The sequence below is a fragment of the Halocynthiibacter namhaensis genome, assembly GCF_000812685.1.
Classification (GTDB): domain Bacteria; phylum Pseudomonadota; class Alphaproteobacteria; order Rhodobacterales; family Rhodobacteraceae; genus Halocynthiibacter; species Halocynthiibacter namhaensis.
Map to the genome: position 1 here is coordinate 55,361 of NZ_JWIF01000051.1, position 12,008 is coordinate 67,368.

Sequence of the window (12,008 nt, forward strand, 5' to 3'; positions counted from 1 at the left end):
ATGAAAGTTACAGTAGATGATTTTCTTGTGAAAACACCGCGAGGTCGATGACAAGGCCGGGCGAGCACACTAAGTATAAGACATGGACAAGAAACTCGCTATCACGGCCTTTGGGGCCCTCAGTCAAGAAAGTCGTCTTGATGTATTCCGCCGCCTCGTGCAAGCTGGCAAGGAAGGCATGTTGTCGGGCGAGATCGCGACCGCATTGGATCAAAAACAAAACACCGCCTCGGTGAACCTGTCGATTTTGCTGCGTGCGGGATTGATCCGCAATGCCCGTGATGGCCGCAACGTACGTTATTTCGCGGATTTTGACGGTGTTGCCGGGATGTTAGGTTATCTGTTGGAAGACTGTTGTGGCGGGAAAGCCGACCAATGTCGACCGTTGATCAACCAGCTTAATCTGGGCGATTAAGATTTCGTGCGTGCGGCTTTTTCGGCGATGCCGGATACGCCTTCACGGCGATCAAGTTCCGCCAGGACGCTTTCGAATTTCACACCGGATGCCTGCAGCATAACCAGCAAGTGATACAAAACGTCAGCGGCTTCTGCCGTGAGATTTGTTGTGTCCCCTTTGACGGATGCGATGATCGCTTCGACCGCTTCCTCGCCGAATTTTTCGGCACATTTTTCAGGGCCTTTTGCAAGAAGCTTGGCCGTCCAGGAACTGTCAGGGTCGGCATTTGCGCGGGTGGCGATGGTATCGGCCAGGCGAGAAAGCGTGTGCATTGTTTATTCCAATCGCATTGGGATGCCCGCGCTTGCCATATGTTCCTTGGCTTCGCGGATGGTGTAATCGCCAAAGTGGAAGATCGATGCTGCCAGCACGGCAGATGCACCCCCCTCGGTCACGCCCTCGACCAGATGATCCAAGGTTCCGACGCCACCAGATGCAATGACCGGAACGTTCACTGCGTCAGAAATCGCGCGTGTGAGTGGCAGGTTGAAACCCGCACGCGTGCCGTCACGGTCCATGGATGTCAGCAGGATTTCACCCGCGCCCTTGGCAACCATGGTTTTGGCGAAATCTAGGGCGTCAATGCCTGTTTCTTTGCGGCCGCCATGGGTGAAGATCTCCCATTTGCCGGGGGCGACGGTCTTGGCGTCAATGGCCACGACGATGCACTGACTGCCAAACTGATTGGCGGCCTCTGACACGACATCAGGGTTGGCCACCGCTGCGGAATTGAACGAAACCTTATCGGCACCGGCCAGCAAAAGATCACGCACATCCTTGGAGGTCCGAACGCCGCCGCCAATCGTCAAAGGCACGTAACATTGTTCGGCGGTGCGGCGCGCAACGTCAAACATTGTACCCCGATTGTCGACGGTGGCTTTGATGTCGAGAAAACAGATTTCGTCAGCGCCAGCAGCATCATATGCGCGTGCGCTTTCGACAGGGTCGCCAGCATCCACCAGATCGACAAAGTTCACACCTTTAACAACGCGGCCCTCAGCCACATCAAGACAAGGAATAATACGGGTTTTCAGCATAGGTTCGCCCCAGAAAGTGTTGTGAGCGTTTTAGGCGGCTTGCGGCCAGAAGGGAAGGCTCAATGCAATGCGTAAAGTTCCCGCGTGCGCGGCGTTTTGCGTGCGGTGGGGCCATACCCGTTCTCGTAGCTTCGCAACTCGGGGAAAATCCCAAACAATTCTGCGCGCGCGGCTTCTGGGATCAGCCCTTTGGACAGCTGCCCCGCATGAAGACTCTCTGTGAGGGCCTCGTTTGCAAACAGCACCTCATGGCGGTCAAACAACAGATGGATATATGTGATGTCGGATTTGCTTCGGTCCACCATTACATCCTTGTCGTTAATCAACGCTTTGGCGGGCACTAGGATCTCATGTTCGGCAAACATAAGTTCGGCCTTCCATCCGGTTAACATCATGCGATGTTGGGGCGAAACATGCATGTCTTGTGACGGAAGCCCCGGCCCGAGTGCATTTTTGCGAATGAGAATAGGGCGGTGTTCGGGAGCGGTCGAAAGCTGGGCTGCATCCAGAGGGCGGTTGCATATCCAACGTATGGGTTGAAAGCCATTGTCCGCAGTTAGCACCAAATCACCACGCTTAAGGCTTTCGACCCGTCGTAACCCACCAGACGTACGGATCATGGTGCCAGGCGTGAAACAGGGGATAATACCCAAGTTAAAGCCAACCACCCCGACAACTTCGTTGGTGTGATTGGTTTCATTGTCGTCGGAACCTTCTTCTTCGACTTTTACACTGACACCATTACTATTGGTGCCTGTGATAACCAAACGGGCCGTATCGCCGCCATTAATCGTCTGAGTGTCCCCAACATAAACACCGTCGGTGAAAGTCGTGCCCAGACCAACGAAATCGGCATTTTCGTCGACGCCACCTTGCCGCTTTGAAACGCCAGACCCATCAACATTCGCCCCTCCCGTTTCAATTGCGATCCAACCAATGGTTTCTGTGCCATGGGTGCCGGTTTGCACTTCTTCCTCCTGAAGGCGGATATTGAAACCAGAAGATGTGATGTTAAGCGGGTCGCTGTCTACTGTTGTCCCATCGTTGTGTGACATGACGGATGTGAGAACAACTGGGGTGCCGGTCAGAGGGGTGCCAAAACTAACGCCGGTAGATCCATTCCCGTCCGCCTGCGTGTCGCCCGCTGTAATTGTACGGCCGTCGGGCAGGGTGTGGGTGCCTTTTTCAATGGCGATCCAGTTAAAGGTTTCAGTGCCATGGGTGGCGTTCGTTAAATAATCCCATTCTTCGATGATGAAACTGAAACCCGTGTCATCGGTTGAAACAATGCGTACGGAAAAGGGGGAACTCCCCCCCGAGCTGGAGGTGATCGCAATGATTGGATCGGTCAAATCTTCGGTGAAGTCCACCCGAATAGGTGCGTCTACAACCGCTTGACTCGCATTTAGTTTGCCTGCTTCACCTATTGCCATGCACTGACCTGTACTCGATATACTGAACTGCTCGCGCCGCTTTCTGCGGCTTATAATTGTACATAGCGCAATTTTGCGCTTGTAGTATGGACGAAATTTACTCTTGCTTAACGTGTGAATGCAAGAGTCAGCAGTGAAACGATTCGTCGCAATTTGCGAATAAAATATAAATAATTGAAATTAAACGGTTATTTTTCTTCGGTGAGCATGCCCAATTGCCCGCAATCCGCTCGGAACTCAAAGAAATAGATTATATGGCAGCAATTTGCTTGAATGACCCTTTGCGGAAAGCCGTGGTTCCAGCCCCTTCACACAGCGAAGGGGCCGATTTTCTTGAAATCGATTGTGGTTACGCCTTAAGGGTGCGCAGGGCTTCGGACAGATCGATTGCGCCATCATAGAGTGCCCGGCCAGAAATGGCGCCGTTCAAATTTGCACCGCTGGCTTTGAGGGCGCGTAGATCATCCAGCGAGCTGACGCCACCAGAGGCAATCACCGGAATGGAAACGGCACGGGCGAGGTCTGCTGTGGCTTCTACGTTAACGCCTTTCATCGCGCCATCGCGCAGGATATCGGTGTAGATGATCGCGCAAACGCCGGCATCTTCAAAGGATTTTGCAAGATCGGTGACCATGACGTCGGTTTCTTCGGCCCAACCTTTTGTCGCCACACGCCCATTGCGCGCATCGATGCCCACGGCGACTTTGCCGGGGAATTCACGGGCGGCTTCACGCACAAGATCAGGGTTTTCGACGGCAACGGTGCCCAGAATGACACGGGCAAGCCCTTTGTCGATCCAGCTTTCAATTGTCGCCATATCACGAATACCGCCGCCAAGCTGAGCAGGGATTTTGGTTTGTTTCAGGATTTCTTCAACGGGGGCTGCATTCACAGGTTCCCCGGCAAAAGCACCGTTTAAATCAACAAGGTGTAGCCATTCACAGCCCGCATTCACAAATTCCATCGCCTGTGCGGCGGGATTTTCGTTAAACACGGTTTCCTGGTCCATGTCGCCATGTACAAGGCGCACGGCGCGGCCGTCTTTGAGGTCGATTGCGGGGTATAGGATCATTTTGGGCCTCATCTGTGATTCAGGGGCTTGTGCCATGTTGTTTGCTTGGATGCAAAGGGTGGTCTGTCGCATCTTCCCCTAAGGTAAGGCTGGACAGGGTGGGGTGTGTCCCGCCATCATGGTGAAAACTTAAACGGGAGATACGTTGTGAAGAAGATTGTATGGGCTGGAATTATGACATTGGGGTTTGCGTCGGGGGCTTTGGCTGATCCGATCCACGGCACGTGGCAGACGATCCCTGATGACAATGGTCATTACGGACATATTGAGATTTCCGCTTGTGGGGCTGCGATCTGTGGCACGCTGGTGCGGGCCTATGACAGTGCTGGTACGCAGTTAGAGACCGACAACATCGGAAAGCGTATGGTCTGGGACATGGAGAACACCGGCGGCGGTGAATATGACAATGGCAAGGTTTATAGCCCGGATCGCGACAAAACCTATAATGGCGAAATGGAGCTGTCAGGCAATAGTTTGACCGTGAAGGGCTGTGTTTTCGGAATTTGTCGTTCTGGCGGCACCTGGAGCCGTGTGAACTGATTTGACGTCCTGAATCGGAATAAATGTCGATTGAAAACGAGAAACGCGCCGTATTGATATCATATCAATATTGGCGCGTTTTTTGATTATGGAATTGTGCTTTACGGCTTCCAGGTCAGGAAGTTCCCAATCATGCGCAGGCCCGTGTGTTGGCTTTTTTCCGGGTGGAATTGCATGCCAATCATGTTGTTGCGCGCAATGATGGCCGTGACGTCACCGCCGTAATCCACATGGGCAAGCTGATCCGACCCATTGGTTACGTCAAAGCGGAAACTGTGCACGAAATATGCGTGATCGCCGGTTTTGATGCCTTCTAGCACTGGGTGATCTTGGTGCAGCACAAGATCATTCCAGCCCATATGCGGGACTTTGAAGCTTGGGTCGCTTGGGGTGATTTGGACCACTTCGCCTGCGATCCAATCAAGGCCGGGCGTGTCTTCATATTCACGTCCCAGGCTGGCCATAAGCTGCATTCCAACGCAAATACCAAGAAAGGGGCGTCCGTCTTTGATGACGGCGTGTTCCATGGCCTCGCAGATGGCGGTGTGATCGACCAACTCGTTGCGACAGGCGGGGAAAGCCCCGTCACCGGGTAGAACCAAACGATCTGCACGTGCGATGATATCGGCGTCTGAGGTGACGATGACATCACCCGCATCGGTTTCGCGCGCCATGCGTTGAAAGGCTTTTTCTGCGGAATGCAGATTGCCAGACCCGTAATCGATAATAGCGGTTAACACTTACAGGGCCCCTTTGGTGGACGGGATCGCATCCGCTTTGCGGGGATCCTTTTCAACAGCGAAACGCAAAGCGCGGGCCACAGCTTTGAAAGCGGCCTCGACGATGTGGTGGCTGTTGAAGCCATGCAGTTGATCGATGTGCAAGGTGATGCCGCCATGTGTCGCGAAGGCTTGGAAAAATTCACGCACAAGTTCGGTGTCAAATGTTGCAATCTTCTGGGTGGTAATTTCCATATTCCACACCAAAAATGGACGCGCAGACAGATCCAGCGCGCAACGCACTTGGGCGTCATCCATTGGCAGGTGACATTCGCCATATCGACGAATTCCCTTTTTATCACCAAGTGCTTGGGTCAGGGCCTGACCCAGCGCGATGCCCACGTCTTCCACCGTGTGGTGATCATCAATGTGCAGATCCCCGGTGGCGCGCACGGTGATGTCGATCAAGGAATGACGCGCCAATTGGTCAAGCATATGGTCGAAGAATCCCACGCCCGTATTCATGTCATAGACACCAGTGCCATCGAGGTTCACCTCAACAGAAATGTCGGTTTCATTGGTTTTGCGGGTCACGGTTGCAATGCGCATGGCGGGCCTCTTGAATAAACTCACCTGCTTATAGGGGGCGGGGGCGGATTTTCCAATAACCTCAATTGCCCATTGTGTGACCTGCGGCATCTGTGCGAAATTCCCGACAACATATAACGGGAGAGACCCATGACTAATCTGGTTTTTGTGCAGCTGCGCTGTCGTCCGGGTACGACGTATAAAGTGGCGGAACAGATCATGCTAAAGGAAGTGCATTCTGAGCTGTATTCGACCTCGGGCGATTATGACATGATCATGAAGCTTTATATCCCTGAGGGGGAAGACACCGGAAAATTCGTGAACGGTATCCTTGCGGATGTGGCCGATCTCGAACGCTCGCTGACCACCATGACATTTAAGGCATTTTAAGCGTTTTGATGCATTTGGTGTGCCATAACCCGCGATAAGAAAAACGTCCCGGTGGCCACACAAATGATGGCGGGGCCGACATGCGTGTCATGGGGGGTGTCATATTGGGCCGGGCGTGGATCCGGCCCTCTCGTTTTGTGTAACGAAGCTTATTTTTGTGCGAGTTGCTCTGCGCTGGCGATGGCGGCCAAGATCTCTTCAGAAATTTCGCGGGCTTCCTCTGGGTCAAAATCCATTGGCAAATCAATCCCATCCCCTTCGATATAGATGCGGATCATGCCTTCTGATGTTGGGCCGATCTGAAGGTTTGCAGAAATATCACTTTGTTTGTTGATACCCATTGGGGATTTTCTCCTTTGATGTGCTGGATCTGGGGTAGCTGGCTGCGACTGAATTGGCAAGCGGGGGCACCGTCAAAAAGACATTCAAAAAAACATTCAAAAAAGCGTATGGTTTCGGGATTCACCCTATTGCAATCCCTGTGTGGCTCCGCTAAATCACCCCCAGTGCCGCCTTAGCTCAGTTGGTTAGAGCGCCTGATTGTGGATCAGGAGGTCCCTGGTTCGAGACCAGGAGGTGGTACCATTTCTCTCTTAAATATCAACTGCTTGAACGATGTTAAATTCGGCCCTGTTGCTCTGTCGATATTTTAGCAACCACATAGCAACCACCCTGTATAGCAATCGATAGTAAACTATGGTGCTTTGGTTGTATCCAATGCAGCCTGCGACTGAAGATAGTTTCTTATCCGAAACCTTCATTTGTGATCTTCTTGTTTCGGATTGCTTTCAATCGATGAGTTAATTGTAGAATACTGGATTTGAACCGCTTGGCCCTTTTCTTGAGTTTGGGAACATCGTTCTTGGGCCCCCAGCATATGACGTGGGAATGCACTGAGAGCATCTTTCCCTTCTGATATCTGGGATAGTTGATGATGGCCTGGTTCTCGATCACCCCAATCGCGTTGAATGAGGTGTAATTACCAATGGCGGCCTGAACCGCCTGCCGATGCTTGAAGACCTCAGCCGTGCCGCCCCGCTCATTGAACATGGACCGGTCCTCAACAAAAGTGATGAAATAGGCCTTCAGCTTGTGATCAGCTTTCAGTTTTTCGCGCAACTCCTGAAGCTCATCTATCAGGTAGTTCCCAGTTTCCTTGCGAAGCTTCAGGTCGCATGAGGGCATGCTGCCCGAAAAATAGCCATCCAGGCCGAGAAGCGCGTTAATGTCACAGAGGTCTGTGGAAGAGGCGAGACGCCTCCTGAGAATTTTGTATGCGATCTTCTTCTTATATTTCTTGCAGGATCGGGCATGCATTTTCTTGCTGTCAGCAGCATTGGCATCGTAGCCGGTACCCTCATCATTTTTTGTGTCGGGCAAGGTGTGGGATTTCCCTAAAAGTATACGACCCAGTCCTTTCACTTGCTCTGTTGGTACCTGTATTGGTGAGTTGGGGGGCTGGTTGATACTCTTACAAGGGGCAGCTTTAACTTTATCCCGTTTCTTGCACTTGGTTGTCTTCTTTTCGGAGCCCTTCGGGCGGATGGATTTTGACATAGAATGTCCTTTATTTAGAAGTCGTATTATGAATGGATGATGCCGAGGCCTGTCTCGAATTTGGCAGGCTCACGCGCTTGGTTCGAAGCGGCAACCAGCTTCCCAGGTCAGCACATCTTTGATCGCGTAGCGGATCCGGCCTCCCATTTTATAGAATGGTATACCTGTGCCTTCGTACCGGCATTTCTGCATCCACTTCTCACTCATCCCAAGGCGGCGGGCGACTTCGCCTTCCGTCAGGTAGCTTTTTTCCGTGATCTTTGAGTGGTCGGTTTGAGGGGGCGTTGTTGTAGATTTCATGGAAATATTCCTTAGAACCGTAACCGACGTTGGTTACTTTCCAGCGTTTACAAATCTGCTCGAGATTTCTGCCTACCCCTGATTTTATGTTGTTTTGAGTACCAAAGAGGCCTTAAACACCTCAGTCTGGGTGAGCCTCCATGTGCGGAGATGTGCCATGCGTGGAGGTGACCTAGAAGTTGCTGTATCCACAAAACTCTCCATTTGTGGATATCTCCTCTTGCGGAGGGATGTGAAGTGCTGCAAATTGACCTACGTCAATGGAGGGGTGCTCAGTAGCGTATCTTCAAGTCAAATCGCTCGAAAAGGAAAAGCCTATGGCCCGATCAACAATGCACGGAAAAAGTATATGGACGAACACCTTCCCGGTACCAAGCAAACCCCACAAAAACTTTGTTGGCTACAGGGCAAAGGCTCTCAAACGCATAGAAAAAGAGACAGACCTATTCGCCTCCGATGAGCTTAAGTACTATATGAGGGCCCGCCGGAAGCAAAGACCGCTAAGCATACTCAAGAACCCTGTTGAGAAAAAACAGTTAGAAAAGAAAATCATAGAAGGGCTTAAGGCTGAACGGGAGGAAGAGCTCAAACGACAAGAGGTGTACCGATTTGTTGCCTGTTGTCTCGATCATGGACGCCAACAAAAAATCGAAGAACTAAACAGAGACCTAGATAAGGATTCAGGTGAGGCCGGAAGCATTAAGTTAAAACCATTAGACAGTGAGGGAGAGAGAGAACCGTCTGAATATTTCAGGGCTGGGTTTCAGATTTTTTTTCCGGAACCGTTAGAGGCACAAGCGCACAAAAACCGCTCGCGACACGCAACCTCCCTAGCTTATGCGTACAAACATAATGTCCCAGTCGTCTTCCTCTCAGGTTTCCTTGCTTCAGCAGGCGGTTTTGATATCGTGCATGAAAAATATTTATGTGACCATGGAGAAGTAAGATTGAGGCCTGCTCCAAGCGAATGACACTCATTGTGTTGCTATCTGCATAAATCACTTCGGCCTAGCCACTGATGACAAAAATGTACTTTTGTCATCAGTGGGATTAGCAGGGGGAAATCAGAGACATCGTGTTAAAAATTATTCCCGCGTGATGTAGAAGGGGGCACGGCCTGCACCTTAACTGTTCTTCGCGGTGAACCCACCGTGATTTTTGACCGTGGCTTGTAGTGCCGCCAAAGTAAATCGTCGATTTTGGAGCGCGCCCAACCGGTGGCAATAGGGGGGACTAACCACATGCCAACGCCAGTCAGTAGTAGTTTAGTATGAAATCTTCTCTGCAAAGATGCGGTCAGCACCCACGGTCTCAAGAGCAACAGTCTGGGCACCCAAAAGGAGCATTTTTGGGAGGGTATTTATTCCACAAACCTAACTTTCCCCAATGTATTGCTCGGGCCATCTGCTCCGTTGCAATTCATTTCATAGACATTGTCATGCTGGATGACTTCATGACCTTTGACAGTAAAGTTGGTCTTATTTGACTTCGGGCGGCACCACCCTTTGTTCACGCCGGATTTCACACCACCCTTTGAGCCGGGTTCATCTCCCGTAACCCTGTTGGTTCGGCTAGCCATGGTGAAGGCCTTTTGACCGCCAAAGCTCGTATTACTGATGGTTTTATCTGCCCAATCGAGCTTTGAAACAATCATATAGGGAATGGGCACAGCACTTGAGCCTACCGGTGTCAGGCAAACATCGGGGGATAGACAAACTATTTGGCCACCTTTCCCGCTATCACGTATGGCTGATTTTCTCATCTGTAATCTCTTCTGTTAGGCTTGCGGCGATATGTAGAACTTCGATGTCGTCTGGATTGGCAAACAACCCGCGCCAGATCAGGTGTACGCGGTGCTCAAGAGGGGCAGAACTGCTGACATCAACCTGAACATCGGTAAGTTGTAATCGTGCCTTGGGGCCATGAGCATCACCTTTATGTGCTCCGATTTCGACCGACGGTAAAGAAAATTCATATGGTGCAGGGTCATGGCGAAGCCCTTTAAGAATAATACGTTCCCCGCCGGTTAAGACTGGGTCAATCTGTAAGCGTTTGGGCGCAGCGTTCCAGAACCCAAAAGAATAATCTTTAGGCATTCGCGGGTGCCGCGTATTTTTCCAGGCATCATCGAATGTTCCGGCTTCCAAACGGCGCGGAAGCCAAGCTTTAGCGATAGGGCCAAGCCCGTAGACGGTCATATCTGTTTGTATATCACCGGCCATAAACTCAGATATATCTCCAATTTGGGGCGCTGCGATTGGTTCACCCAGCTCAAGGAGGGTTTTGTTTACAAAGCCTGTCCCTACTGGATTGAATGCGTAGAATTCAGGTTCCTCATTGGTTGGGGCCGACCCGCCATAGGCCGTCTCATAACGAATGGGAACTTCGCTCACTGGTTTAGGATCTGTCAGCTTCCAACCCTTTCCGTGTTTGCGCCATTCCGAGGGTCCACGAACGTAAAAATCATAAAAAACTCTATCCTTAATCTCAACCGAAACCGACCATTCAGGTAGTTCCACACCCTCTGGTGCGCGTGCAATAGCGTTCAGCGTGAAGTCTGTTTTGGGTTTCGATGGCGCAATATCTTGCTCTAGTTTCAATGAAGATATGTTGTCCTCACCCCAGAATTCATCCATCTCAACGATAGGTGTTTGATCCTTAGTTATCCCAAGCGTCCCATTCGCGTTGATGCCAAAGGTTCCTTTTACAATCAAAACGGCGGCCTCAGTATCGTCATGGGCCCAATGCTTGAACGTCATATGAGGAAACAGTAGGGAGGATGTTAGTTTCACTCTGTTGGCCTCTCGCGTGGAACTGGGTCGAGGTGCGTCCAGACCAAAGTGCCGTGTGTGATCTCGGAGCCATCGATATATTCATCACCTGTAATCAGCTGATCGGGGCGCAACCACCAGCTGCCATATCGATCTGGGGCACGATCCGCCATGAGGCGCGCCAGTTCAGGGCTGGGCGAGAGATTAGTGGTCTCTAAGATGGCCTCCACAATTGCCTGAATCCGCCATTTCTGCCCCAGTTCGCGTGAACTGCGACTGCCTTCGATTTCCTTCAGGTATCGTTCCAATGTGGCAAAAACCACATCGATTTGTTCTTGCGTGGATCCTTGAAAATATCCAGCGTGCGCAATCCGGAACATGATTTCTCCGAACGTCACGCCTGCTGAACTAACCGCCATCATATCAAAATAACTTCGGTTGTGGTGCCCTCTTGAATTGAAAACTTCAAGCCAACCATCAGCACCATGCTGTAGCAATAATAAGACTCCAGCTAAGTTATCATGAGCCCGTGCAAGTGGCGTTGAATAAGTATTGTCTCTTGTATATGGCACATTTGGGTCGCCACCATTCTCAAGATAAAGCTTCAAGAACGGGATGCCTGGGCCGTAATCCGCAAAAGGACGCAGTGAAGGGCCTTCGCGCATACGCAAAGCGTTAAACATCATCTGTCCGTTATGATAATTGACAGCTGCCCCACCCTCTATCATTGCCACAGCCATCGGGACGTTGTCATACCATAACGTGTCATTCAGAAGATAAGACAAAGTCCGCGTTTCGCTGTGGTATAATTGACTCAAAACGTCGGCACCCAACCCCTGAATTAATTCGATATTCGGTTCTGTTCCCTCACGAATGGCCAATGCAATTTCTCGAACAGCGTCAGGGGCATCTGCATAGGTTTGCGCAACTTGATCTGTCATGGCTGTGATCCGTTCTTGTTCTGCTTGAGTGGCCTGTGCTGCCTTTTGGGAAGGTGCGATCCAATAGAAATATGCAAATATTATAAAGGCGGCGAGAGGTATCAGGCGCTTCACTCTGTTGGTCTTTCGCGTGGGACCGGGTCAAGATGTGTCCACACCAAAGTGCCGTGTGTGATCTCGGAGCCATCGATATATTCATCACC

16 protein-coding genes and 1 tRNA gene are annotated in these 12,008 nt (G+C 51.1%); 5 read left to right on the plus strand and 12 right to left on the minus strand.

The genetic code is table 11. The annotated features are described in order from the left end of the window. Positions 1-82 precede the first annotated feature (82 nt). Positions 83-415, plus strand: coding sequence for an ArsR/SmtB family transcription factor (locus RJ38_RS07685; RefSeq protein WP_039018276.1), 333 nt, complete (start codon positions 83-85; stop codon positions 413-415). Here the strand turns inward: RJ38_RS07685 and RJ38_RS07690 are convergent. From RJ38_RS07690 to hisA, 4 genes are all read right to left on the minus strand, one after another. Then, positions 412-729, minus strand: a complete 318-nt coding sequence (locus RJ38_RS07690; protein ID WP_039018277.1) for a phosphoribosyl-ATP diphosphatase — start codon at positions 727-729, stop codon at positions 412-414. The two genes, RJ38_RS07685 and RJ38_RS07690, sit on opposite strands and share 4 nt — an antisense overlap. A gap of 3 nt (positions 730-732) precedes the next feature. Further along, the gene (gene hisF, locus RJ38_RS07695) at positions 733-1,494 is read right to left on the minus strand and encodes an imidazole glycerol phosphate synthase subunit HisF (RefSeq protein WP_039018278.1); all 762 of its coding nucleotides are present in this window, start codon (positions 1,492-1,494) and stop codon (positions 733-735) included. A gap of 59 nt (positions 1,495-1,553) precedes the next feature. Further along, positions 1,554-2,927: a Hint domain-containing protein gene (locus RJ38_RS18090; protein WP_052245279.1), complete on the minus strand. Its 1,374-nt coding sequence runs from the start codon at positions 2,925-2,927 to the stop codon at positions 1,554-1,556. A gap of 349 nt (positions 2,928-3,276) precedes the next feature. Then, positions 3,277-3,999 (minus strand): 1-(5-phosphoribosyl)-5-[(5-phosphoribosylamino)methylideneamino]imidazole-4-carboxamide isomerase, encoded by a 723-nt coding sequence (hisA, locus tag RJ38_RS07705; protein WP_039018310.1) that lies wholly within the window; start codon positions 3,997-3,999, stop codon positions 3,277-3,279. Positions 4,000-4,146: 147 nt separating this feature from the next. Between hisA and RJ38_RS07710 the strand changes: the two genes are divergently transcribed. Then, complete coding sequence (locus RJ38_RS07710; protein WP_039018279.1) at positions 4,147-4,539, plus strand: DUF2147 domain-containing protein; 393 nt, start codon at positions 4,147-4,149, stop codon at positions 4,537-4,539. Positions 4,540-4,640: 101 nt separating this feature from the next. Here RJ38_RS07710 and hisH read toward each other — a convergent pair whose 3' ends face one another. Together hisH and hisB are read right to left on the minus strand one after the other, a co-directional pair. After that, positions 4,641-5,279, minus strand: coding sequence for an imidazole glycerol phosphate synthase subunit HisH (gene hisH, locus RJ38_RS07715; protein WP_039018280.1), 639 nt, complete (start codon positions 5,277-5,279; stop codon positions 4,641-4,643). Next, a complete protein-coding gene (gene hisB, locus RJ38_RS07720; protein WP_039018281.1) occupies positions 5,280-5,867 on the minus strand; it encodes an imidazoleglycerol-phosphate dehydratase HisB in 588 nt (195 codons plus the stop codon). 129 nt (positions 5,868-5,996) lie between these two features. Between hisB and RJ38_RS07725 the strand changes: the two genes are divergently transcribed. Further along, positions 5,997-6,236, plus strand: coding sequence for an Lrp/AsnC ligand binding domain-containing protein (locus RJ38_RS07725; protein WP_039018282.1), 240 nt, complete (start codon positions 5,997-5,999; stop codon positions 6,234-6,236). Between the two features lie 149 nt (positions 6,237-6,385). On the opposite strand, the gene RJ38_RS07730 is transcribed toward RJ38_RS07725, so the two are convergent. Further along, positions 6,386-6,577, minus strand: a complete 192-nt coding sequence (locus RJ38_RS07730) for a DUF6324 family protein (RefSeq protein ID WP_039018283.1) — start codon at positions 6,575-6,577, stop codon at positions 6,386-6,388. Between the two features lie 167 nt (positions 6,578-6,744). Between RJ38_RS07730 and RJ38_RS07735 the strand changes: the two genes are divergently transcribed. Continuing rightward, positions 6,745-6,821 (plus strand) — tRNA-His (locus RJ38_RS07735). Between the two features lie 159 nt (positions 6,822-6,980). On the opposite strand, the gene RJ38_RS07740 is transcribed toward RJ38_RS07735, so the two are convergent. Then, on the minus strand, positions 6,981-7,793 hold the full coding sequence (locus RJ38_RS07740; protein WP_039018284.1) for a hypothetical protein: 813 nt from the start codon (positions 7,791-7,793) through the stop codon (positions 6,981-6,983). Between the two features lie 69 nt (positions 7,794-7,862). Then, complete coding sequence (locus RJ38_RS07745) at positions 7,863-8,093, minus strand: helix-turn-helix domain-containing protein (protein ID WP_039018285.1); 231 nt, start codon at positions 8,091-8,093, stop codon at positions 7,863-7,865. Between the two features lie 317 nt (positions 8,094-8,410). Between RJ38_RS07745 and RJ38_RS07750 the strand changes: the two genes are divergently transcribed. Next, positions 8,411-9,064: a hypothetical protein gene (locus RJ38_RS07750; protein ID WP_156121803.1), complete on the plus strand. Its 654-nt coding sequence runs from the start codon at positions 8,411-8,413 to the stop codon at positions 9,062-9,064. A 389-nt stretch (positions 9,065-9,453) separates the two neighbouring features. On the opposite strand, the gene RJ38_RS07755 is transcribed toward RJ38_RS07750, so the two are convergent. The 3 genes from RJ38_RS07755 to RJ38_RS07765 are packed head-to-tail and all read right to left on the minus strand — an operon-like array spanning position 9,454 to position 11,805. Then, a complete protein-coding gene (locus RJ38_RS07755; RefSeq protein WP_082005670.1) occupies positions 9,454-9,855 on the minus strand; it encodes a DUF4150 domain-containing protein in 402 nt (133 codons plus the stop codon). After that, a complete protein-coding gene (locus tag RJ38_RS07760) occupies positions 9,833-10,885 on the minus strand; it encodes a DUF2169 family type VI secretion system accessory protein (protein WP_156121804.1) in 1,053 nt (350 codons plus the stop codon). The genes RJ38_RS07755 and RJ38_RS07760 overlap by 23 nt, the downstream gene beginning before the upstream one ends. Next, positions 10,882-11,805 carry a hypothetical protein gene (locus RJ38_RS07765; RefSeq protein ID WP_156121805.1) on the minus strand — a complete coding sequence of 308 codons (924 nt, stop codon included), beginning with the start codon at positions 11,803-11,805 and terminating at the stop codon, positions 10,882-10,884. The genes RJ38_RS07760 and RJ38_RS07765 overlap by 4 nt, the downstream gene beginning before the upstream one ends. Positions 11,806-12,008 lie beyond the last annotated feature (203 nt).

Coding starts and splice junctions, on each gene's coding strand:
- RJ38_RS07685 (WP_039018276.1), top strand. CDS start 83: ATGGACAAGAAACTCGCTATCACGGCCTTTGGGGCCCTCAGTCAAGAA.
- RJ38_RS07690 (WP_039018277.1), bottom strand. CDS start 729: ATGCACACGCTTTCTCGCCTGGCCGATACCATCGCCACCCGCGCAAAT.
- hisF (WP_039018278.1), bottom strand. CDS start 1,494: ATGCTGAAAACCCGTATTATTCCTTGTCTTGATGTGGCTGAGGGCCGC.
- RJ38_RS18090 (WP_052245279.1), bottom strand. CDS start 2,927: ATGGCAATAGGTGAAGCAGGCAAACTAAATGCGAGTCAAGCGGTTGTA.
- hisA (WP_039018310.1), bottom strand. CDS start 3,999: ATGATCCTATACCCCGCAATCGACCTCAAAGACGGCCGCGCCGTGCGC.
- hisB (WP_039018281.1), bottom strand. CDS start 5,867: ATGCGCATTGCAACCGTGACCCGCAAAACCAATGAAACCGACATTTCT.
- RJ38_RS07725 (WP_039018282.1), top strand. CDS start 5,997: ATGACTAATCTGGTTTTTGTGCAGCTGCGCTGTCGTCCGGGTACGACG.
- RJ38_RS07730 (WP_039018283.1), bottom strand. CDS start 6,577: ATGGGTATCAACAAACAAAGTGATATTTCTGCAAACCTTCAGATCGGC.
- RJ38_RS07740 (WP_039018284.1), bottom strand. CDS start 7,793: ATGTCAAAATCCATCCGCCCGAAGGGCTCCGAAAAGAAGACAACCAAG.
- RJ38_RS07745 (WP_039018285.1), bottom strand. CDS start 8,093: ATGAAATCTACAACAACGCCCCCTCAAACCGACCACTCAAAGATCACG.
- RJ38_RS07750 (WP_156121803.1), top strand. CDS start 8,411: ATGGCCCGATCAACAATGCACGGAAAAAGTATATGGACGAACACCTTC.
- RJ38_RS07755 (WP_082005670.1), bottom strand. CDS start 9,855: ATGAGAAAATCAGCCATACGTGATAGCGGGAAAGGTGGCCAAATAGTT.
- RJ38_RS07765 (WP_156121805.1), bottom strand. CDS start 11,805: ATGACAGATCAAGTTGCGCAAACCTATGCAGATGCCCCTGACGCTGTT.